This window comes from Streptomyces sp. NPDC044061 (genome assembly GCF_056434305.1).
Genome location: NZ_JBWKFL010000015.1, coordinates 18,077 through 37,115, shown reverse-complemented (window position 1 = coordinate 37,115; position 19,039 = coordinate 18,077). Strand labels below are relative to the sequence as shown.

The following is a 19,039-nucleotide window of genomic DNA, read 5'->3' as shown; positions in this document are numbered from 1 at the left end:
CCACCACCCCCACCCCCCCCCCCCCCCCCCCCCCCCCCCCCCCACACCCCCCCCCCCCCCCCCCCCCCCCCCCCCCCCCCCCCCCCCCCCGCCGGGGCCTACTCCCCGAGCAGCTTGCGGACCCGTTCCTGCCCGACCGCCAGCAGCAGCGTGGGCAGCCGCGGCCCGGTGTCCCGCCCGACGAGCAGGTGGTACAGCAGGGCGAAGAAGGACCGCTGAGCCGTCTTGATCTCCGGCGGCAGCTCCTTCGGCGTGGCGTCGGCCGGGAACCCGGCCTGCACCTTGGGCACGCCGTACACGAGGTGGGTCAGCCCGTCGAGGGACCAGTGTTCGGCGAGCCCGTCGAGCAGCAGTCGTACGGACTGCCGGGACGCCTCGTCGAGGGACTTCAGCAGCTCCGCGTCGGGCTCGTCGCGCACGATGGTCCGCTGGTCGGCGGGGACCTGCGTGTTGATCCACGACTCGGCCCGGTCGTAGCGCGGCCGGACCTCGTCGAGCGAGGCCAGCGGCTGCTCCGGGTCCAGCTCGCTCAGGATGCGCAGCGCCTGGTCCTCGTGTCCGGCGGTGATGTCGGCGACGGACGCGAGCGTGCGGTACGGCAGCGGTCGCATGGTCTGCGGCAGCTCACCGCCGGCCGTGCCCACCGCACGGGCGTGTGCGGCCACGTCCGCCGGCAGGGCGGAGCCGTCGGCGACCTTCGCCGCGAGCTTGTCCCACTCGTCGTAGAGCCGCTGGATCTCCTGGTCGAAGGCGATCTTGAACGACTGGTTGGGCCTGCGGCGGGCGTACAGCCAGCGCAGGATCTGCGGCTCCATGATCTTCAGCGCGTCGGCCGGGGTGGGCACACCGCCGCGCGAGGACGACATCTTCGCCATGCCGGAGATGCCGACGAAGGCGTACATCGGCCCGATGGGCTGCTTGCCGCCGAAGATGCCGACGATCTGCCCGCCGACCTGGAAGGAGGATCCCGGAGACGAGTGGTCGACGCCGGAGGGCTCGAAGATCACGCCCTCGTACGCCCACCGCATAGGCCAGTCGACCTTCCAGACCAGCTTGCCGCGGTTGAACTCGCTGAGCCGGACGGTCTCGGAGAAGCCGCACTCGTTGCACGTGTACGCCAGCTCGGTGGTGTCGTCGTCGTACGAGGTGACGGTCGTCAGGTCCTTCCCGCAGTTGCCGCAGAACGGCTTGTACGGGAAGTAGCCGGCGGAGCCGGAGCTGCCGTCGTCCTCGGACGCGGCGCCCGAGCCCTCCTCGGCCTCCAGCTCGGCCTCGTCGACCGCCTTCTGCTGCTGCTTCTTGGCGGGCTTCGGCTTGGTCCGGTACTGGGCGAGGATCGCGTCGATGTCGCCGCGGTGCTTCATGGCGTGCAGGACCTGCTCGCGGTAGACACCGGAGGTGTACTGCGCGGTCTGGCTGATGCCGTCGAACTCGACGCCCAGCTCGGCCAGCGACTCGACCATCGCGGACTTGAAGTGCTCGGCCCAGTTCGGGTGCGCGGAGCCCTTCGGGGCGGGCACCGAGGTCAGGGGCTTGCCGATGTGCTCGGCCCACGACTCGTCGATCCCCGCGACACCCGCGGGCACCTTGCGGTACCGGTCGAAGTCGTCCCAGGAGATCAGGTGCCGGACCTGGTACCCGCGGCGGCGGATCTCGTCGGCCACCAGGTGCGGGGTCATGACCTCGCGCAGGTTGCCGAGGTGGATCGGACCGGAGGGGGAGAGGCCGGACGCGACGACGACCGGTTTGCCCGGGGCACGGCGCTCCGACTCTTCGATGACCTCATCCGCGAAACGGGAGACCCAGTCGGTGGTCTCGGTGCTCTGAGCCACGATCGGCACGTCCTTCTTTCTGAACGGGTGACACCCCATTCTCACAGACCGGCGTGCGACCGGGAAAACCGCTATACCCCCCGTGGGATACTGGCTGGGTCTATCCATCCCCACGAGGAGAACGGCACCCATTCCTATGGCCTCGGTCACGTCCCTCAGCGATTCCGTCCAGCAGCGCCTCGCGTCCGCCCTCTCGGCCACCCTGCCGGAGGCCGCCGACGCCGACCCGCTGCTGCGACGAAGCGACCGGGCGGACTTCCAGGCCAACGGGATCCTCGCGCTGGCCAAGAAGGCCAAGGCCAACCCGCGGGAGCTGGCGACCCAGGTCGTCGCCCGGGTCGAGTCGGGTGACGTGATCGAGGACATCGAGGTCTCCGGACCCGGCTTCCTGAACATCACCATCGGCGACAGCGCGATCACGGCGAACCTCGCGGAGCGCTACGCGGACGAGACGGGCCGCCTCGGCGTGCCGTACGCCGAGCACCCCGGCACCACGGTGATCGACTACGCGCAGCCGAACGTGGCGAAGGAGATGCACGTCGGTCACCTGCGCTCGGCGGTGATCGGCGACGCGGTGGTCCAGCTCCTGGAGTTCACCGGCGAGAGCGTGGTCCGCCGGCACCACATCGGCGACTGGGGCACCCAGTTCGGCATGCTCATCCAGTACCTGGACGAGCACCCGCACGAGCTGGACCACAAGGCCGGCCCGACGAGCGGCGAGGAGGCGATGTCCAACCTCAACCGCCTCTACAAGGCCGCGCGGAAGCTCTTCGACTCCGACGAGGAGTTCAAGACGCGCGCCCGGCGCCGGGTGGTCGACCTCCAGGCCGGCGAGCCGAGGACGCTGGCCATGTGGCAGAAGTTCGTGGACGAGTCGAAGATCTACTTCTACTCCGTCTTCGAGAAGCTGGACATGGAGATCCGGGACGCGGACATCGTCGGCGAGTCGGGCTACAACGACATGCTGGCCGAGACCTGCCGGCTGCTGGAGGAGTCCGGCGTCGCGGTCCGCTCCGAGGGCGCCCTGTGTGTCTTCTTCGAGGACGTCAAGGGCCCGGACGGCAACCCGGTCCCGCTGATCGTGCAGAAGTCGGACGGCGGCTACGGCTACGCGGCGACCGACCTCTCCGCGATCCGCGACCGTGTCTTCAACCTGAAGGCGAACTCGCTGCTGTACGTGGTCGATGTCCGCCAGTCCCTGCACTTCAAGATGGTCTTCGAGACGGCGCGCCGGGCCGGCTGGCTGGGCGAGGACGTCAAGGCGCACCAGCTGGCGTTCGGCACGGTCCTCGGCAAGGACGGCAAGCCGTTCAAGACGCGTGAGGGCGAGACGGTCCGGCTGGAGGACCTCCTCGACGAGGCGGTCGAGCGCGCGACGGCCGTCGTCCGCGAGAAGGCCGAGAAGGTGGGCCTGACGGAGCAGGAGATCACCGAGAACGGCCGGTACGTCGGCATCGGCGCGGTGAAGTACGCGGACCTGTCGACCTCCGCCGTCCGGGACTACAAGTTCGACCTGGACCAGATGGTCTCGCTCAACGGCGACACGTCCGTCTACCTGCAGTACGCGTACGCCCGTGTCCAGTCCATCCTCCGCAAGGCCGGCGAGGCCCGCCCCGCCGCCCACCCGGAGCTGACGCTGACCCCGGCGGAGCGCGCCCTCGGCCTGCACCTGGACCACTTCGCGGAGACGGTCCTGGAAGTCGCCGCGGCCTACGAGCCGCACAAGCTGGCCGCGTACCTGTACCAGCTGGCGTCGCTCCTGACGTCCTTCTACGACCAGTGCCCGGTCCTGAAGGCCGAGTCTCCGGAGCAGGTGGAGAACCGCCTGTTCCTGGTCGACCTCACGGCGCGCACGCTGCACCGGGGCATGGCCCTGCTGGGCATCCGGACGCCCGAGAAGCTCTGAGCCGTACGGCGACACGGCACGCGGCCCGTCCTCTCCCCCGGGAGGACGGGCCGCGGTGTGTCCGTGCGCTCGGTCGTCCGTGCGGCCGTCAGCGCGAGTCGCAGTACCGCGCCAGCGCGGCCTTGGTGCCCGATCCGGCGATGCCGTCGATGCCGCCGGTGTAGCCCCAGTTGGACTTGAGCCAGCGCTGCAGCGCCATCACCGTGTTCTTGCCGACGATGCCGTCGATCGAGTCGTCGTAGCCCCAGTTGGCCTTCAGGAAGCGCTGCATCGCCTTCCAGCTGTCGGTGCCGAGCAGCCCGTCGATGTCGCCGCCGTAGCCCCAGTTGGCCTTCAGGTCCCGCTGGAGGTTCTGGGCCTGTGTCTTGTTCAGACCGAGGTTGTTCACCGCGCGCGGGGCGACGGCCTGGGAGACGGCCGCCGGCTTCGCGGCCGGCACGGACTGGGCGAAGGCGGCGCTCGCGCCGGCCATCCCGCCGGCGGCGATTCCGGCGGCGGCGGTGACGCTCACGAGGGTCCTCGTCAGAGCATTCGGTCGCATGTGGCTGTTCCTTCCGGGTCGTTGGTGCTCAGGTGGTGCGGACTGCCGGAACGAGAGTGCGGGGCGGGCGGGACGGGCCGCCACAGGTGCCGGGCAAGTGACGTCCTGATGGGACGTCCCGCCCTCTGACCTGCGCAGATATGACCGGTGGGTACGGTTTCGCGGGACGGTTCCGGCGGGGTGTGGCCGAATCCGTGGTCGTGCCGCGCCGGGCTTTCGACGCGGTGCGTGCATGCTGTTGCAGAATGTGACGGGAGCACGGGTCCGCTGACCACGGACCACGGCCCGGGAACGCGAGTGGGGGGAACATGTCGCGTTGGAAAGCGCTGCCCGCGGAACTCGATCCGCGCGTGCGGCAGTTGGTGGTGAGCCTGCGCAGGCTCAAGGACCACGGCGGGCTCAGCGTGCGGCAGCTGGCCGCGAAGACGGGGTACAGCCCGAAGTCCTGGGAGCGGTATCTGGGCGGCCGTTCGCTGCCGCCCAGGGAGGCCGTGGAGGCGATGGCCCGGATCAGCGGCACCGATCCGACCCGGCTGCTCGCCCTGCACGAAGTGGCCGAGGAGGTCTGGAGGAGCGGGCGCGGGGACGTGTCCGCGCCGGGCGCGGACCGGGGGGACCCGGGGAACGCGGTGGAGACGGTGGCCGGGCCACCGCAGCCGCCTCCCACGGGTCCGGCGCTGCGCGTGGCGCTCGTGGCCGGGTCGGTGGCCCTGGTGCTGGCCGTCTGTGCCGCGGCCCTCGTGGCCGTAAGGCTCGCGGACGGCGACGGCAGGGCGGCGACGGGGGCGCCCCGCACCTCGCCGACCGCCCAGCGGGAGCCGGCGTCGGCCTCGCCGTCGGCGCCGTCGTACACCTGCCGGGTACGGCGCACCGACGGCCACTGGTACGCGGGGCTGAGCCGCACCCAGGACACCGTCCTGGTGAACGGCCTGGCCGGTTCCGAGGTGGCCGAGGCGCAGTGTCTGCTGCGCCGGGCCGGCTACTCGCCGGGCGGCATCGACGGCGTCTACGGCCCGCTGACCGAGGCCGCCGTCAAGCGCCTGCAGCAGCGGGCGGGCCTGGTCGTGGACGGCATCGTCGGACCGCACACCTGGAAGGCCCTGCGTCGATGACGGCGCCGACGCCCTCCCCGGAACACGCACGGCTGGCCGCCGCACTCCGGGAACTGAGGACGCGCACGGGTCTGAGCATGGCGGCCCTCGCCGAGCGGACCACGTTCAGCAAGTCGTCCTGGGAGCGCTACCTCAACGGCAAGTCGCTGCCGCCGCGCCAGGCGGTGCAGGAGCTGTGCCGGCTCGCCGACGAACGGGACGGACGCTGCCTGGCGCTGTGGGAGATCGCGGAGTCGGAGTGGAGCGGCAGGGCGGCGGAACGGCCGCGGCCGGACACGGAACCGCGGCCGACGCCCCCTGCTCCCGCACCGGCTCCGGCTCCAACTCCGGCCCCGTCTCAAGAGGAGGACGGGCGCACCGGTGGCAGGAGCACCGCGGTCGTCGCCGTGGTCGCGTCGGTGTGCGCGCTGGCCGTCGCGGGCGTGACCGCGGGCCTCCTCCTGCTGCCACGCCACGACGACCCGTCCTCCTCCCCGGCCCCGTCCACGACCGGCCCCTACTGCCGGGGGGCCTCCTGCGAGGGCAGGGATCCGATCCACATGGCCTGCGCCGCCCGGCCGGACACGCTCGCCTCACACCACACGGCCACCGGAGCCTGGCTCGAACTGCGCTACAGCAGGTCCTGCGGCTCCAGTTGGGCCCGGATGTGGAGAACCCGCGTCGGGGACCGGATCGAGATGACGGCGGGCGGCCCCGCCCGTGACGCGAAGGTCAGGGACGACGGCGAGACGCAGACCTACGTCTACACCCCGATGGCCTCGACCTCCCCCGGAACCGTGGTCCGGGTCTGCTTCCGGCCCGCGGCGGGCGGCGGTCGGGAGTGCCTCGACGGCCGTGTGGGCTAGGGGCGTACGAACTCGCACCACACGACCTTGCCGGGTTTCCGCTCCCCCACTCCCCACTTGTCGCTGAGCGCCGCGACCAGCAGCAGACCGCGCCCGCTCTCGTCGGCTTCGTCCGCGACCCTCGGGGTGCCGCCGCCACTGTCGTGCACCTCGGCCCGTACGACGACCCCGTCGTACCGCAGCCGCAACAGGAAGCCGCGCCCCGGCGGCGCCCCGTGCAGCAGGGCGTTCGTGGCCAACTCGCTCACACAGAGCGACACGTCATCGGCCCGGTCCCACTCGGCCAGCCCCCAGTGGATCAGCGACCACGCCGCGAATCGCCTGGCGGCGGGCACGGCCCGGCGGGCGCGCCCATAGAACTGGTCGCGCTGGTAGGGGAGTTCGGTTTGCGCATTCACGGGGCGAATGTCGCGCAGGGTGACTAGCCTGGATCAGTGCGTAATCCCGTACAAAGCGTTTGTACGGGACTGCGCGGGATGGTGTACGGGCGGGCGCGGGGAGTTCAGCGGTATGACGCCTACACGGAGGAACCAGTCGGCCATGCGGATGCTCGGCCGTCAGCTCGCCACTGCGCGCAGGGCGGCGGGCCTGAGCCAGTCCGGTCTGAGCGCCGCGCTGAACATCAACGAGGAGACGATCGCCTCCATCGAACAGGGCCGACGGTCACTGAAGCCGGACATCGCCGAGATCTTCGACGAGTACCTGGGGACCAAGGGGACGTTGGCGGCGGGGGTGGCGAACCTGCCGGAGGTGGACCAGTTTCCGCTGTGGGCCGAGGAGTACATGGATCAGGAGCGGGAGGCTATTGCGCTGTCCTGGTACGACGCCCTCGTAGTGCCGGGTCTGCTTCAGACCAAGGACTATGCCCGCTCACTGCTGAGTGGTCGCGTTCCGGCCTACGACACCGAGGAACTCGAGACGAAAGCCGACGCCCGCATGCAGCGTCGAGAGATCCTGCACCGCAAGGAGCCACCGACACTGAGTTTCGTCATCTGGGAACCGGCCCTGCGCTGGCCCACTGGGGGTCTCGATGTCCACCGGGAGCAGTTACGGTTTCTCCGCGAATGCTCTGAACTGCCCTGCCTTTCCTTGCAGGTGCTGCCGTTGGCGCGCACGTACCACGCAGGTGACGCCGGTCCTTTCACCCTCCTGGAGACACCCGACCATCAGCACTTGGCCTACACCGAATCCCAGCGCGGCAGCCAATGGGTCTCGGACCCTGACGAGGTGTCTATCTTGGCCCGCAAGTATGCGATGCTGCGAACGCAGGCCCTCACTATTGAGGACTCAAGGAGCCTGCTGGACCGCCTGCTAGGAGAGCAATGAACACCGACGCGCTTCAGTGGTTCAAGTCGACCTACAGCAGCAGCGAAGGCGGCCAGTGCCTCGAAGTAGCCGCCTCTTCCAGCACGATCCACGTCCGCGACTCGAAGAACGACCCCACCCACGGCCCGACCCTGAACCTCACGCCCGCCACCTGGGCCGCCTTCACCACCTCCCTCAAGTAGTGCGCCCAGCCCGCCGCGAGGCGCCCTCTGGGGCGACCACAGGACGTACGCGGCGGAGCCGACCGCGAAGGCGAGCCGGATGAAGCCCTGGGTGGAGGCGGACGGGACCAGCAGGGCGCTGCCGTAGAGGGAGATGAAGGCGGTCCAGCTGACCCACGGGACCAGGTGCCGACGGCCGATCGAGTCCCATATCAGGGTGCCGAGCAGGACCGAGGCGTTGTAGTACGTGTACACGCTCGGGTCCAGGACGATGCGGGCGTCGGCGGCGAGGAGGACGACCGCGGGCCAGCGGTTCCGGCGGACGGCCAGCGCGCCCAGGGCGATGCCGAGGGCCATCTGGGCGGGCCGGTCCCACGCGGGGGTCTGGGCGTCGGTCACGCCGAACCAGCGGAGCGACGACGCGGGCTGGTTGGGGATGGTGAAGTGGGCCGCGGCCAGGGTGTCCATGTGGGTGAGGTAGAAGGGCAGCCAGGCGGCGGCCACCAGGCCGAAGGCCCACGCGGCGGAGCGCAGGCGCGCGGGGCGCGGCAGGGCCAGCAGGAGGGGCAGGAAGCCGACCGCCCAGGGCTTGGAGTCGACGGCCAGGGCGAGGAGGACGCCGACGGCGGTGGCGTTGCCGCGGACGAGCGCGCGGACGGCGAGGGTGGTGAAGAACAGGGCCAGGACGTCGTCGAGGTGGGCGAAGCGGACCGAGACCTCCACCCACATGGGGATGAAGGCCGCTCCGGCGATCAGGACGCGCTGCTGGAGGCGTCTGTGGTTGAGGCCGGCGCCCCGGTAGTGGTCGGCGGCGGCCCGGCCGACCAGGACCAGCATGTACAGGCCCAGGCCGGACATGAACGCGTCGGCGAGCTTCTCGCCCACGTCGGCCGGGAAAGGCGCGAACAGTCCGGCGACCAGGAAGCTGACCGGGCCGATCTGCAGCTCGGGGTGGTTGGCGTAGAGCGCGAGGCCGCCGCCGCGCACCTGGTCGAAGAGCAGTTGCTGACCGGTTCTCAGATAGTGCCAGGACACGGCGGCGTGGCGTTCGGCCACGACGAACCAGACAGCCGTCCACAGGGTCAGCAGCACGATGTGCCAGCGCACGGGATAGCGGCCTATCCGGCCGATCCGTGCCCCGTCCCTGGGTACGGCCTCCGCCGTCACCCGGTTGTGCACGTTCCGTCCTCTCCCTTTGCCGACTGCTGCGCGGTGTCTCCTCGTTAGAGGAACTCCGGACTCCGTGGGTTGCCTGGAGGCGGACCCCGCGCTGTCAGTGCCTCCCCCTAAAGTCGGCGTCATGGCGACTCTTCCCAACCCGCTGCCCAGGCTGGCCACCGATCCCAGCGGTCGTGGTCTCGGGCTTCAACTGCCGCCCGGCAGGCTGATCGACGTCACGTACGAGGGCAGCTGGCACGAGCCCCTGTTGTGGCACGCCGAGAAGGCGGCCGCGCCCGGCACGTGGAAGGCACTGGGCGCGCCGGCCCCGCGAGCCGGGCTGCTGCCGGTTCTCGTGGATGTGCTCGGCGACCAGGGCGGCCCGACGGGCTGGCAGCTGAGGCCCGAGTTGATGTCCTACCCGGGTGATCACGACGCCGAGGAGGTCCTCGCCGAGTTCTGGGAGGACACCGCGGACGACGAACTGACCGAGGAGCTGGAGCCGTTCGGGCCCGACTGGCCCGGCCTCGCGCCCGCGGGCCACGCGACCGCCGACCCGGACACCCGTGCGGCGCAGGTCGCGGACTCGCTGACGGACGGCACGCTGAAGTGGTTCAAGGAGCCGCACCTCGCCCTGGTCCCGGCCCGCCGCTCGGCCGACATCCCCGCGGCCATCGGCTGGACCGGCCCGCTGAACCACGAGAACGACGTGGCCCGTCTCTGCGCGGTCCTGCGCTCCTGGGAGGACCGCTTCGGCATACGGGTGGTGGCTCTCGGCTTCGACATCCTGGTCGTGTCGGTCGCGGCCCCGCCGACCACGCTCGCGGAGGCGGAGGCGTTGGCGGCGGAGCACTTCGCGTTCTGCCCGGACAACATCACGCAAGGCGCCGAGGAACTGCGGGAGTATGCCGAGGACTTGGTCGGCGGGACTGTCTGGTCCTTCTGGTGGGACTGAGCCCGGTGCCTCAGCGGCCGAGGCCCCTGCCGAGCCTCCGCAGCCCTTCCGCGATCTCCTCCGGCGTCTGCGTCACGAAGCAGAGGCGGAGGGTGGAGCGGTCGGGGTCGGCGGCGTGGAAGGGGGCGCCGGGGACGTAGGCGACGTCCTGCTCCACCACGCGGGGGAGCAGGTCCGTGGTGTCGTACGACTCCGGGAGCCGGGCCCACAGGAACATGCCGCCCTCGGGGCGGGTCCAGGTGGAGCCCTCCGGGAGCGCGTCGGGGAGGCCGGCCAGCATGGCGTCCCGGCGTTCGCCGTAGACGGCCCGGACGCGGGCCACATGGGCGTCGAGGACGTCCAGGTAGCGGGCCGCCGCGAGCTGGTTGAGGGTGGGGGTGTGCAGGTCCACCGCCTGCTTGGCGACCGCGCAGGCCCGCCGCAGGTGCGCGGGGGCACGGAGCCAGCCGAGGCGGAGGCCGGGGGCCATCACCTTGGAGAAGGAGCCGAGCAGGACGACCCGGTCCTCGGCGCCGTGGCAGGACGCGATCCAGGGTGCGCGGGTGCCGTCGTAGCGGAGTTCGCCGTAGGGGTCGTCCTCGACGATCCACAGGCCCCGGCGGGCGGCCACGGCGGCGACGGCCTCACGGCGGGGGGTGGGCATCGTGCGGCCGGTCGGGTTCTGGAAGGTGGGGACGAGGTAGAGCAGCTTGGGGCGTTCGCGCAGCACCGCCTCCTCCAGGGCGGCCGGGTCGACGCCCTCCGCATCCCCCGCGACAGGCACCACCCGTGCGCCCGCGAGACCGAAGACCTGAAGTGCCGCCAGGTAGCAGGGGTTCTCGACGAGCACCGTGTCGCCGGGTTCGACCAGGGCCGTCGCCAGAAGGGACAGGGCCTGCTGGGAGCCGGTGGTGACGAGGAGGTCGTCGGGCGCGGTGGGCAGCCCCCGGTCCGTGATGCGGGCCGCCAGTCCGGAGCGGAGGGCCGGCTCGCCCTCGGTGGTGGAGTACTGGAGCGCCCGAGCCGGGGTGTCGGCGAGCACGTCCCGGAACGCGGCCGCTATGCCGTCCCGGTCGAAGAGTTCGGGAGCCGGGAGGCCGCCCGCGAAGTTGATCACCTCGGGGCGTGCGGTGACCGCCAGGATGTCCCGCACGGGCGAGCCGCCCACGCTGCGGGTACGGGCCGCGAGCGGTGGAAGAGGGGCGGTGGGCGGGGCGGGCTCGGCGACGGTCATGGTCGGCTCTCCTTCGGCTCCGGGAACGCTCTCCCGCGGAGCCTAGGGACCTACATGTCCTCTACACCCGTAATTCCGCGATCCGGACGCCCGCCGCACCGGCCGCGGCTCGCCGCGCGCGCATTGGCGGGATGGACCGGTCTGTCACTACAGTCGAGTTGATCATGAAAATCCGCGCCGGGTACTCCTCGCGCGGCATGCCGGTCGAAGGGGGACGTATGGCATGGGACGAATGGGAGCAACTGAAGGCCCGGGCGGCGGAGCGGCATTCGGTCCAGATGCGGCTCAACCAGTTGCCCGCCGACGGCGGTGGGGGCGGGGGCGGTGCACCGGCCGGCGCGGGGGGTAAGGGCGACAGGCTCCACGTCGATCACCAGTCGCTCAACGGGAATTCGAACCTCCTGATCGAGCTGGCGGGGCTTCTCTACGAGGGCCGGCCGGACGGCGACCTCTGCACGACGGCGCGCGCCCCGCGCTCGCACCCGGACGTCGCGGCGAAGGTCGACCGGTTCGCCCGTTTCGCGGACGACCAGTACCAGGACCTGACGTCGCTGCTCACCGCGTTGTCCACGCGGCTCAGGGAGGCGAACGGCACGTTCGTCCACTACGACGGCGAGGTGGCCGGCGGCATGATGAACGCCATTCTCGAGTTGGGCCGGTACGTGGCCCCGGAAGACAGGTGAGCCGCCCATGGCCTACACCTACCGACAGGACGTGAAGTTCCTCGAGGACTGCAACCCCGCTCTCGTGGAGCGCAACGCCCTGGAGTTCAAGAGACTGCGCGATCTGCTGCTCGACGTCGAGCCCGGCTCCCGGCGGGCCGCCACGCACACGCAGTGGGTGAGCGCGAACCGCGAACCGTACGACAACCGGCTGCGCGAGGCAGGCGACCTGATCAAGAACCTCGCCGCCGGGTACGACAAGGCGCAGAGCGCGCTGTTGCACTACGCGTCGGCACTCCGGACCGCCAAGTCCCACTACTCGCACGGCAAGGCGGCGGAACAGACGCTGGCCGGCCTCATATCCCAGGTCGCGGACGCCGAGACGCGCGAGGCACAGGAAGCCGGTCCGATGCACCAGTGGGAGGACCTGCGGGGCACGACGGGATTCCTGGACTGGGCCGCGGAGCTCACGGTCGACATCGACGACATCAAGGACGACGCGAACCGCGCCCACGACCAGGCCAGTGCGGCCTACCACCGCGCCAAGGCGGTGGAGGGAGAGGCCCGGGACACGTGCACGGCGGCTCTGGACCAGGCGTACAAGACCCTCCCCGACTTCCGGGGCGGTGACTTCGGGGACGCGAAGAGCCTGATCGACTCCATACCCGCCCTGCGGGCGGAAGCCGCCGAAGCCGCCGAGGACCCCCTCGCCCAGCTCGCCGGCAGCGGCCCCAAGGCCGAATTCACCAAGGCGGTGGGGAAGGACGAGGTGTCGCCGTCCCTCATGGACATCAGGATGCGCCTCACCGGCCTGCCCGAGGCCACCGACGCCTACTGGGCCGTGCCGAGGAACGACGAGGAGCGCCGGGAGTGGATCGCGGCGAACAAGGAGATCATCACCGCCGCGGCGAAACGGTCCGGCCTGCCCCCCGACATGGTCGCGGGCATCGCCTGGCAGGAGGTCGGCGGACAGTGGGGCTGGATGGACGACGGTGTCGACACCATCCGCGAACTCGCCAGGGACGGCTGGTTGGACGACACCCCGGAGAACCTCCCCTGGCGGCTCGGCGGCACGCCGGACGAGACGTCCTTCGGCCCCATCGCCATCCAGGTGAGAAGGGCCGCCGAGGTCCTCGGCTACGATCCGGCGCACCTCACCCAGGCGCAACGGGACACCATCGAGGCCTCGCTCCAGGATCCCGGGCAGAACATCTTCATCGCCTCCGACTATCTGGCCATGCTCAAGGAGGAGAGCGGCTTCGCCGACGTACCGGCGGACGAGATGACGCGGGAGCAGCGCCAGGAACTCGCCGCCCGCTACAACGGCGGCCCGTATTGGCAGGATGACAAGGCCCAGTCGTACGGCCGGGGTTTCGACAAGAATCTGGACGACGCGAGGAGTGCCCTGAAGTGACCGGCCTGCTGCGAGGGCCCTGGGGAGTCCTCCTCGTCCTCGCCAACCTGCTCAACGGCTATGTCGCGTACGCGGCACTGGTGACCCAGCCGCAGGGGGCGTGGGACGAATCGACGCTGACGGGCATCGAGTTCGCCTCGGCGCTGCTGATCGCGCTCGGCGTCGTCACGTCCCTGCTCGCCCTGCTGCCCGTCCGGCGCCGGACCCTCAGCCACTGGTGGCTGGCGCCCTCGCTGGTCTTCCTGGTGGTGGGCGCGGCGCGCTGGGCGTACATCGTCCAGACGTATCCGCAGGGCCCCGGCGGATGAGTGGTCCGGCGGATCCGCGGTGAACGACCGAGGCCGCCCCGGCTGTCGCCGGGGCGGCCTCGAAACTCCGGACGTCAGCCGCCGGGGGCGTGCGTCACGCGAACGCCGGGGCTTCCTTCGGGTTCGGGCCGTACTTGTTCGCGCCCGCCTCGCCCTCCGAGCAGTAGAAGACCAGCAGGACGATGGAGCCGATCAGCGGCACGATCCCGATGAGGATCCACCAGCCGGAGCGGCCCGTGTCGTGCAGTCGGCGCACCGTGACGCCCCAGGACGGAAGCAGCAGCCCGACCACCGCGATGGCGGCGAGGTAGGGCGCGTGAGCGGCGGCACCGACGCCCACCAGCACGAGGTAGACGATCGACGCGAACAGCGTGAACAGCCAGTACTCCTTGCGACGCGCACGCCCGGCGAAGACCGCGTACTTCTTCAGCGCCTCGATGAACCAGCTCATGGCAACCCCCCAGGGATCGATGTTCGGACCCTCCGGAACGGATCAGGCCAAGCGCAGAGATTAGGGGGTTGACGAGAGCGCGTCACACGGATTGCGAGGCGGACCAAGGCGGACCGAATCACGCCTTTCGGGCAGATCCCACCAAGATCGGGACCTGTTTCCGGGGCAGCCGCCGCCCGTTCCCGAAAACGAGTCCGTTCCGCTGCCCAATCGAGAGCACAACGAGGCCGTTCCGCCACCGTTTCGGTGCCGGAACGATCTCCAACCGTGCCCCTCAGCGCAGCTTCTGCGCCACTTCGGTCGCCCAGTAGGTGAGGATGTTGCGCGCGCCGGCCCGCTTGATGCCGGTCAGGGCCTCGAAGATGGCCCGGTCGCGGTCCAACCAGCCCTTCTCGGCGGCGGCCTCGATCATCGAGTACTCGCCGGAGATCTGGTAGGCGGCCACGGGGACGTCCACGGCGTCCGCGACCCGCGCGAGGACGTCCAGGTACGGTCCGGCAGGCTTGACCATCACCATGTCGGCGCCCTCGGCCAGGTCCAGCTCCAACTCACGCAGGGACTCGCGCCAGTTGGCGGGGTCCTGCTGGTAGGTCTTCCGGTCGCCCTGCAGCGAGGAGGCGACGGCCTCGCGGAAGGGGCCGTAGAAGGCGGAGGAGTACTTGGCGGTGTAGGCGAGGATCGCGACGTCCTCGCGGCCGATCTGGTCGAGCGCGTCACGGACGACGCCGATCTGGCCGTCCATCATGCCGCTCGGGCCGACCACATGGGCACCGGCGTCGGCCTGCACCTGGGCCATCTCGGCGTAACGCTCCAGGGTGGCGTCGTTGTCGACGCGCCCCTCGGCGTCCAGCACCCCGCAGTGCCCGTGGTCGGTGAACTCGTCCAGGCAAAGGTCCGACATGACGAGCAGGTCGTCCCCGACCTCGGCCCGCACATCGCGCAGTGCGACCTGCAGGATCCCGTCCGGGTCGGTACCGACCGTGCCCTGGGCGTCCTTCTTGGACTCCTCCGGCACGCCGAACAGCATGATCCCGGAGACCCCGGCCTCCACCGCCTCCGCGGCGGCCTTCTTCAGGCTGTCCCGGGTGTGCTGGACGACACCGGGCATGGCCCCGATCGGCACGGGCTCGCTGACGCCCTCCCGGATGAACGCCGGGAGGATGAAGTCGGCGGGGTGCAGTCGCGTCTCGGCGACCATCCGCCGCATGACGGGCGAGGTCCGCAGCCGCCGAGGACGCGTACCGGGAAAGGATCCGTACTTCGTCATGTCCCCTACGCTACGCCCGCCGGGCCCACGCCTTTGCCGACGTCCTGTCGGCCCAAAAGGGGCATGACGGCACCCGCATACGAAGTTTTTGCGCTCCCCTGGCCGTCCCTGGAACCGCAAGCCTCCCCAGCGTTCTACGCGCGTGGTGTCATGCCCGCGCCACCCCTCCCCCGTGAGCTCACCTAGGAGTCACGCATGCTGTGGAAGGTCCTCGGCCGGGCGGGCGTCGCCCTGGTCGCCGGCGCCGCCGTCGTCGCCGGCGCCGTCCCCGCGAACGCCGCGAGCTACTCGGCGTTCGCCTTCGCCCGGAGCGGCAGCCAGCCCACCGTCTACGACTTCGTCAACTCGGCCACCAGCACGCTCGACATGACGATGTACGAGCTGGAGGACACGACCGCCGTCAACGACCTCATAGCCCTGAAGGACAAGGGCGTCACGGTCCGGGTGATCCTGGACCGCCAGCACCAGAGCGCCGACAACTCGGCGTACACGTCCCTGAAGAACGCGGGCGTGGGCGTCGTCTGGTCCTCCTCCGCCTTCGTCTACACCCACCAGAAGACGATCACGGTCGACGGCACCAAGTCCCTGATCATGACCGGCAACCTGACCTCGCAGTACTACACGACCAGTCGCGACTACGGCGTCTTCGACGACGACACCCGTGATGTCGCCTCGATCGAGAAGGTCTTCAACGCGGACTACACCGCGACCTCGATCACCCCCACCGACGGGGACCACCTGCTCTGGTCCCCCACCGACTCCCGCAACCGCCTGGTGTCCTTCGTCAACGCGGCCACCAAGAGCCTCGACGTCGAGGAACTGGAGCTGAGCGACAGCACGGTGGTCAACGCCATCGTGGCCCGGGCCAAGGCGGGCGTGACGGTCCGCGTGGTCCTGGAGAACCCGTCCAGCTACTCCAGTCAGGTCTCCGCCATCAAGGCGGCGGGCGGCAAGGTCGTCGGCTACTCCGACCCCAACGGCTTCTACATCCACGCCAAGGCGATGGTCGCCGACTACGGCCTCTCCACCCAGGAGGTCGAGGCAGGCTCCATGAACATCAGCAGCAACTCCCTGAGCAACAACAGGGAACTGGGCCTGATCCTGACCGGCACGGGCGTGGCCCAGCCGGTGGCCCAGACGATCGAGGCGACGTTCGCCGGCGACTACGCGGGCGGGACTGCGACCTGACCGGCACATGCGGCAGGCGGGCTGCGCCTCGCACCCGCCTGCCGCTCAGCGTTCGTCGAGGTCGGCGAGAATACGGTCGATCAGCTCGACCCGGTCGGGGGCATGTCGCAACCGGGAACGGCAGTCCTCCAAGCGGCGCACCACGTCGAACGGAACACGTTCCGCTCCCACGTCCTCCACGGCTCTCCCCAGGGCCTGCAGCCCCCAGTACTGATTGAAGGGAAGTGGTTCGCCGGTCACCGCGTCGACCAGCGCCTCCAGCGCCTCCGGCTCGGACAGCGCGTACAGGCGTGCGTAGGCGGCCAGGCGCAGGCCGGCGTCCGGGCAGCCGAGCAACGCCTCGGCGTCGAAGTCCCGCACACGCTGGGTCGCACGCACCAGACGGGCGAAAATCTGGTCCATCCGGTGGGTCCGCGCTCGGCCGGCGGCCAGTTCAAGACGTACATTCACGTACTCGGCGGCCAACTCCCTGACCGCGTCCCGGGCTTCGGTGTCGTCCACGGCCGCGCCCTCCGGACCGTCCGCGACGAGAGCCACGTTCGCCGTCCGCTCGACGGCCTCGATCCGGCGTTCGATGTCCCGGAACTCGATCCTGCCGAGACCCGACACCTCGATGCTGCGGAACAACTCCCCGAGCCACGGCACCACGGCCACCGCGAGCAGCATCACCGTGACGCCGTCGATCTCGAGGCCAGGTGCCAGCACATGCAGGACAGCGGTGCCCACCCCAACGCACGTCAACACCGACGCGACGACACGACGCCGTAACCAGCGGGCCGGGCCCTCGCGCCGCCCCCGATTTCCCTCACCCATGCCGATCAGCATCGCAGGCACACGGTGACCAGGAGAGCGATTCGGTCACCCACAGACGCCCCGCCATCCCCGGTCAGGCATGGCCCCAGGAACGCAGTGGGCAGGTGTCCCAGGAGAAGCGGCGTAATCGCGCCTGCGCGACGTGCTCGGCCGTGTTTCCGTAGTCGATGTTGAGATGGCGCCCGAGAACCACGACGGCCACGCTGCCGGCTCCGGCCGCTTTCAGCGCGGCGGCCGCGGACTGCGCATGGTTGCCCGTGGCCCAGGTGTCGTCGATGAGCAGGACGCTTTCACCCCGGAGCGCAGCTGATGCATAGCGCCTGGAGGAGACCGCCCGGCCCAGGTCGGCCGCCTCCGGTGTCGGTGCGAGCAGGTCACGATGGCGGTCCCGGGTGGCCCCGGCCATTTCGGCGACCATGGCACGCAGGGGATGATCCGCACGCCCGCTGGTGCTGGGCACCGTGGTCACGATGTCGAAGGCGGGCACTGCACAGTGAGTCCTGATGCACTCCTCGTGCATGGCCAGGAAACGCCACAGGACGGCTGCCAGCCCCGTACGGAAGTACTGCTGCTGAGGGCCCACTGCGTTCTTGTAGCGCCAGAGCTCGTTGGCCAACTGCTCGCCCTTGAGGGCCAGGCTGACAGGAACGACGGCGTCGGCCGTTCCCGCCCCGAGCAGCTTGGCGGCCTCGTTGCACCGCAGACAGGTTCGATACCCGACCTTGGCGGGCCCTCGGCAGACCTGACACACGCCCGGGCCGGGCAGCAGCGGATGGACCAGGAAGTTTGCGTAGCGGGCAGACAGCCCGACGACGGTTGCCACGCCGATCCGCCGACTAGGCCCAGGTCAGCTCGCCCGTGGTGGGGACGAGGGAGTCGAGGTGGCGGAAGACGTCCTCCGGGCCGTCGATGACAGTCGTGTTGGGCCTGGTGGCGTACTCCCGGGCCCATTCGTGAGTCATCAGAGAGCGCATGAGGAACACCCGGCGGCCGTGCTCCAACGCGAGTCGAGCCTGCATCCGGGCGCCGCTGCGGTAGGCGGCCTCGATCACGACGGTGGCCAGGCTGTAACCGCTCATCACCGCGTTGCGCATGGGAAAGGACGTCTTCGAGGGAGGAGCGTCTGGCCAGAACTGCGAGATCAGCAGCCCCTTCTCGGCGATCTCCTCCTGGAGCCCCGCGTGCTGAGCCGGGTAGACACGACGCAGACCGGTGCCGATCACGGCGACAGTTCGGCCACCGGCAGCCAGAGCGCTGCCGTGCGCGGCCGCGTCGATGCCTGCGGCCAGCCCGCTGACGACTGTGACACCGCGCTCGGCAAGCCCACCCGCAATCGCACGGGCGTGGGCGACGCCCTCCGGAGTAGGCGTGCGGGTGCCGACGACAGCGACACGCAGGTCCTCATCGGCCGTCGTCCCCCGGAGGAAGAGCAGAGGGGGACGCTGATGGACCAGCCTCAGGTAGAGCGGATAGTCAGGATCGAGGATCGTGACCAGCCGCATGCCCTCACGCTCCCAGGCAGCGATCTCCGCCGCGACCTTCTCCAGATCGACGGAGGGCCCGGTGTCGAAGAGCGCTCCCTGTCCCGAGAGCTCGAGTGAGCTTTCGAGGACATCCCGGGCGCTTCCGACCGTCTCCACCTGGTCGGTGACCTCGGACCAGGGGCGATCACCGCGCCGCAGCAGCGCGACGAGGGCGGCGCGCTCCAACTCCTGGTCCATGCCGCAAGTATAGGAACGGCTCCCCCTGACGCGGGCGGCTTGCGCAAGGCCCACGGGCCGGCACAGCCGGCTCATGCGACGCACACACCCTCGCCCGGCACCATCCGACGGGTGGCTCCGGCCTTCACCCCGGTGGTCGGAGAGGGGACAACGGCTCTGTCGTGAT

The 19,039-nt window shown here is 70.4% G+C and carries 19 protein-coding genes and 1 pseudogene; 10 read left to right on the top strand and 10 right to left on the bottom strand.

All coding sequences use genetic code 11. The features are described 5' to 3' along the window. Window positions 1-98: 98 nt before the first annotated feature. Window positions 99-1,841 carry a lysine--tRNA ligase gene (lysS, locus tag AC07CM_RS24520; protein WP_478878598.1) on the bottom strand — a complete coding sequence of 581 codons (1,743 nt, stop codon included), beginning with the start codon at window positions 1,839-1,841 and terminating at the stop codon, window positions 99-101. A 127-nt stretch (window positions 1,842-1,968) separates the two neighbouring features. Here lysS and argS point away from each other — a divergent pair, with 127 nt between their 5' ends. Next, entirely contained in the window at window positions 1,969-3,738 is a 1,770-nt protein-coding gene (argS, locus tag AC07CM_RS24515; RefSeq protein ID WP_478878597.1) for an arginine--tRNA ligase, read from the top strand. Window positions 3,739-3,826: 88 nt separating this feature from the next. On the opposite strand, the gene AC07CM_RS24510 is transcribed toward argS, so the two are convergent. Then, the gene (locus tag AC07CM_RS24510; protein WP_478878596.1) at window positions 3,827-4,279 is read right to left on the bottom strand and encodes a peptidoglycan-binding domain-containing protein; all 453 of its coding nucleotides are present in this window, start codon (window positions 4,277-4,279) and stop codon (window positions 3,827-3,829) included. A gap of 308 nt (window positions 4,280-4,587) precedes the next feature. On the opposite strand from AC07CM_RS24510, the gene AC07CM_RS24505 reads away from it, so the two are divergent. Together AC07CM_RS24505 and AC07CM_RS24500 are read left to right on the top strand one after the other, a co-directional pair. Then, window positions 4,588-5,391 (top strand): peptidoglycan-binding protein, encoded by an 804-nt coding sequence (locus AC07CM_RS24505; protein ID WP_478878595.1) that lies wholly within the window; start codon window positions 4,588-4,590, stop codon window positions 5,389-5,391. Then, window positions 5,388-6,236 (top strand): helix-turn-helix domain-containing protein, encoded by an 849-nt coding sequence (locus AC07CM_RS24500; protein WP_478878594.1) that lies wholly within the window; start codon window positions 5,388-5,390, stop codon window positions 6,234-6,236. Before AC07CM_RS24505 ends, AC07CM_RS24500 begins: the two co-directional genes overlap by 4 nt. Here the strand turns inward: AC07CM_RS24500 and AC07CM_RS24495 are convergent. Next, window positions 6,233-6,634: an ATP-binding protein gene (locus AC07CM_RS24495; RefSeq protein ID WP_478878593.1), complete on the bottom strand. Its 402-nt coding sequence runs from the start codon at window positions 6,632-6,634 to the stop codon at window positions 6,233-6,235. The two genes, AC07CM_RS24500 and AC07CM_RS24495, sit on opposite strands and share 4 nt — an antisense overlap. Before the next feature lie 142 nt (window positions 6,635-6,776). Between AC07CM_RS24495 and AC07CM_RS24490 the strand changes: the two genes are divergently transcribed. Continuing rightward, window positions 6,777-7,562 carry a helix-turn-helix domain-containing protein gene (locus AC07CM_RS24490; RefSeq protein ID WP_478878592.1) on the top strand — a complete coding sequence of 262 codons (786 nt, stop codon included), beginning with the start codon at window positions 6,777-6,779 and terminating at the stop codon, window positions 7,560-7,562. Beyond that, a complete protein-coding gene (locus AC07CM_RS24485; RefSeq protein WP_478878779.1) occupies window positions 7,559-7,744 on the top strand; it encodes a DUF397 domain-containing protein in 186 nt (61 codons plus the stop codon). The genes AC07CM_RS24490 and AC07CM_RS24485 overlap by 4 nt, the downstream gene beginning before the upstream one ends. Before the next feature lie 9 nt (window positions 7,745-7,753). On the opposite strand, the pseudogene AC07CM_RS24480 reads toward AC07CM_RS24485, so the two are convergent. Then, window positions 7,754-8,854, bottom strand: a pseudogene (locus AC07CM_RS24480) (hypothetical protein); the annotation flags it as partial. Window positions 8,855-9,023: 169 nt separating this feature from the next. Here AC07CM_RS24480 and AC07CM_RS24475 point away from each other — a divergent pair. Further along, window positions 9,024-9,836, top strand: coding sequence for a DUF4253 domain-containing protein (locus tag AC07CM_RS24475; protein ID WP_478878591.1), 813 nt, complete (start codon window positions 9,024-9,026; stop codon window positions 9,834-9,836). Window positions 9,837-9,846: 10 nt separating this feature from the next. On the opposite strand, the gene AC07CM_RS24470 is transcribed toward AC07CM_RS24475, so the two are convergent. After that, on the bottom strand, window positions 9,847-11,049 hold the full coding sequence (locus AC07CM_RS24470) for an aminotransferase-like domain-containing protein (RefSeq protein WP_478878590.1): 1,203 nt from the start codon (window positions 11,047-11,049) through the stop codon (window positions 9,847-9,849). Between the two features lie 218 nt (window positions 11,050-11,267). Between AC07CM_RS24470 and AC07CM_RS24465 the strand changes: the two genes are divergently transcribed. From AC07CM_RS24465 to AC07CM_RS24455, 3 genes are read left to right on the top strand one after another with little or no spacing between them, the layout of a single operon-like run. Continuing rightward, window positions 11,268-11,732, top strand: coding sequence for a hypothetical protein (locus tag AC07CM_RS24465; protein WP_478878778.1), 465 nt, complete (start codon window positions 11,268-11,270; stop codon window positions 11,730-11,732). A gap of 7 nt (window positions 11,733-11,739) precedes the next feature. Continuing rightward, window positions 11,740-13,125 carry a hypothetical protein gene (locus AC07CM_RS24460; protein ID WP_478878589.1) on the top strand — a complete coding sequence of 462 codons (1,386 nt, stop codon included), beginning with the start codon at window positions 11,740-11,742 and terminating at the stop codon, window positions 13,123-13,125. Then, complete coding sequence (locus tag AC07CM_RS24455; RefSeq protein WP_478878588.1) at window positions 13,122-13,433, top strand: hypothetical protein; 312 nt, start codon at window positions 13,122-13,124, stop codon at window positions 13,431-13,433. The genes AC07CM_RS24460 and AC07CM_RS24455 overlap by 4 nt, the downstream gene beginning before the upstream one ends. A gap of 94 nt (window positions 13,434-13,527) precedes the next feature. Here AC07CM_RS24455 and AC07CM_RS24450 read toward each other — a convergent pair whose 3' ends face one another. Further along, window positions 13,528-13,884 carry a DUF805 domain-containing protein gene (locus AC07CM_RS24450; protein ID WP_478878587.1) on the bottom strand — a complete coding sequence of 119 codons (357 nt, stop codon included), beginning with the start codon at window positions 13,882-13,884 and terminating at the stop codon, window positions 13,528-13,530. A 274-nt stretch (window positions 13,885-14,158) separates the two neighbouring features. Then, window positions 14,159-15,151, bottom strand: a complete 993-nt coding sequence (gene hemB, locus AC07CM_RS24445) for a porphobilinogen synthase (protein ID WP_478878586.1) — start codon at window positions 15,149-15,151, stop codon at window positions 14,159-14,161. Between the two features lie 195 nt (window positions 15,152-15,346). On the opposite strand from hemB, the gene AC07CM_RS24440 reads away from it, so the two are divergent. After that, on the top strand, window positions 15,347-16,339 hold the full coding sequence (locus AC07CM_RS24440) for a phospholipase D-like domain-containing protein (RefSeq protein ID WP_478878585.1): 993 nt from the start codon (window positions 15,347-15,349) through the stop codon (window positions 16,337-16,339). Window positions 16,340-16,384: 45 nt separating this feature from the next. Here AC07CM_RS24440 and AC07CM_RS24435 read toward each other — a convergent pair whose 3' ends face one another. From AC07CM_RS24435 to AC07CM_RS24425, 3 genes are all read right to left on the bottom strand, one after another. After that, window positions 16,385-17,065: a hypothetical protein gene (locus AC07CM_RS24435; RefSeq protein ID WP_478878584.1), complete on the bottom strand. Its 681-nt coding sequence runs from the start codon at window positions 17,063-17,065 to the stop codon at window positions 16,385-16,387. Window positions 17,066-17,225: 160 nt separating this feature from the next. Further along, complete coding sequence (locus AC07CM_RS24430) at window positions 17,226-17,975, bottom strand: hypothetical protein (RefSeq protein WP_478878583.1); 750 nt, start codon at window positions 17,973-17,975, stop codon at window positions 17,226-17,228. 13 nt (window positions 17,976-17,988) lie between these two features. Further along, entirely contained in the window at window positions 17,989-18,873 is an 885-nt protein-coding gene (locus AC07CM_RS24425) for a DNA-processing protein DprA (protein WP_478878582.1), read from the bottom strand. Between the last annotated feature and the right edge of the window lie 166 nt (window positions 18,874-19,039).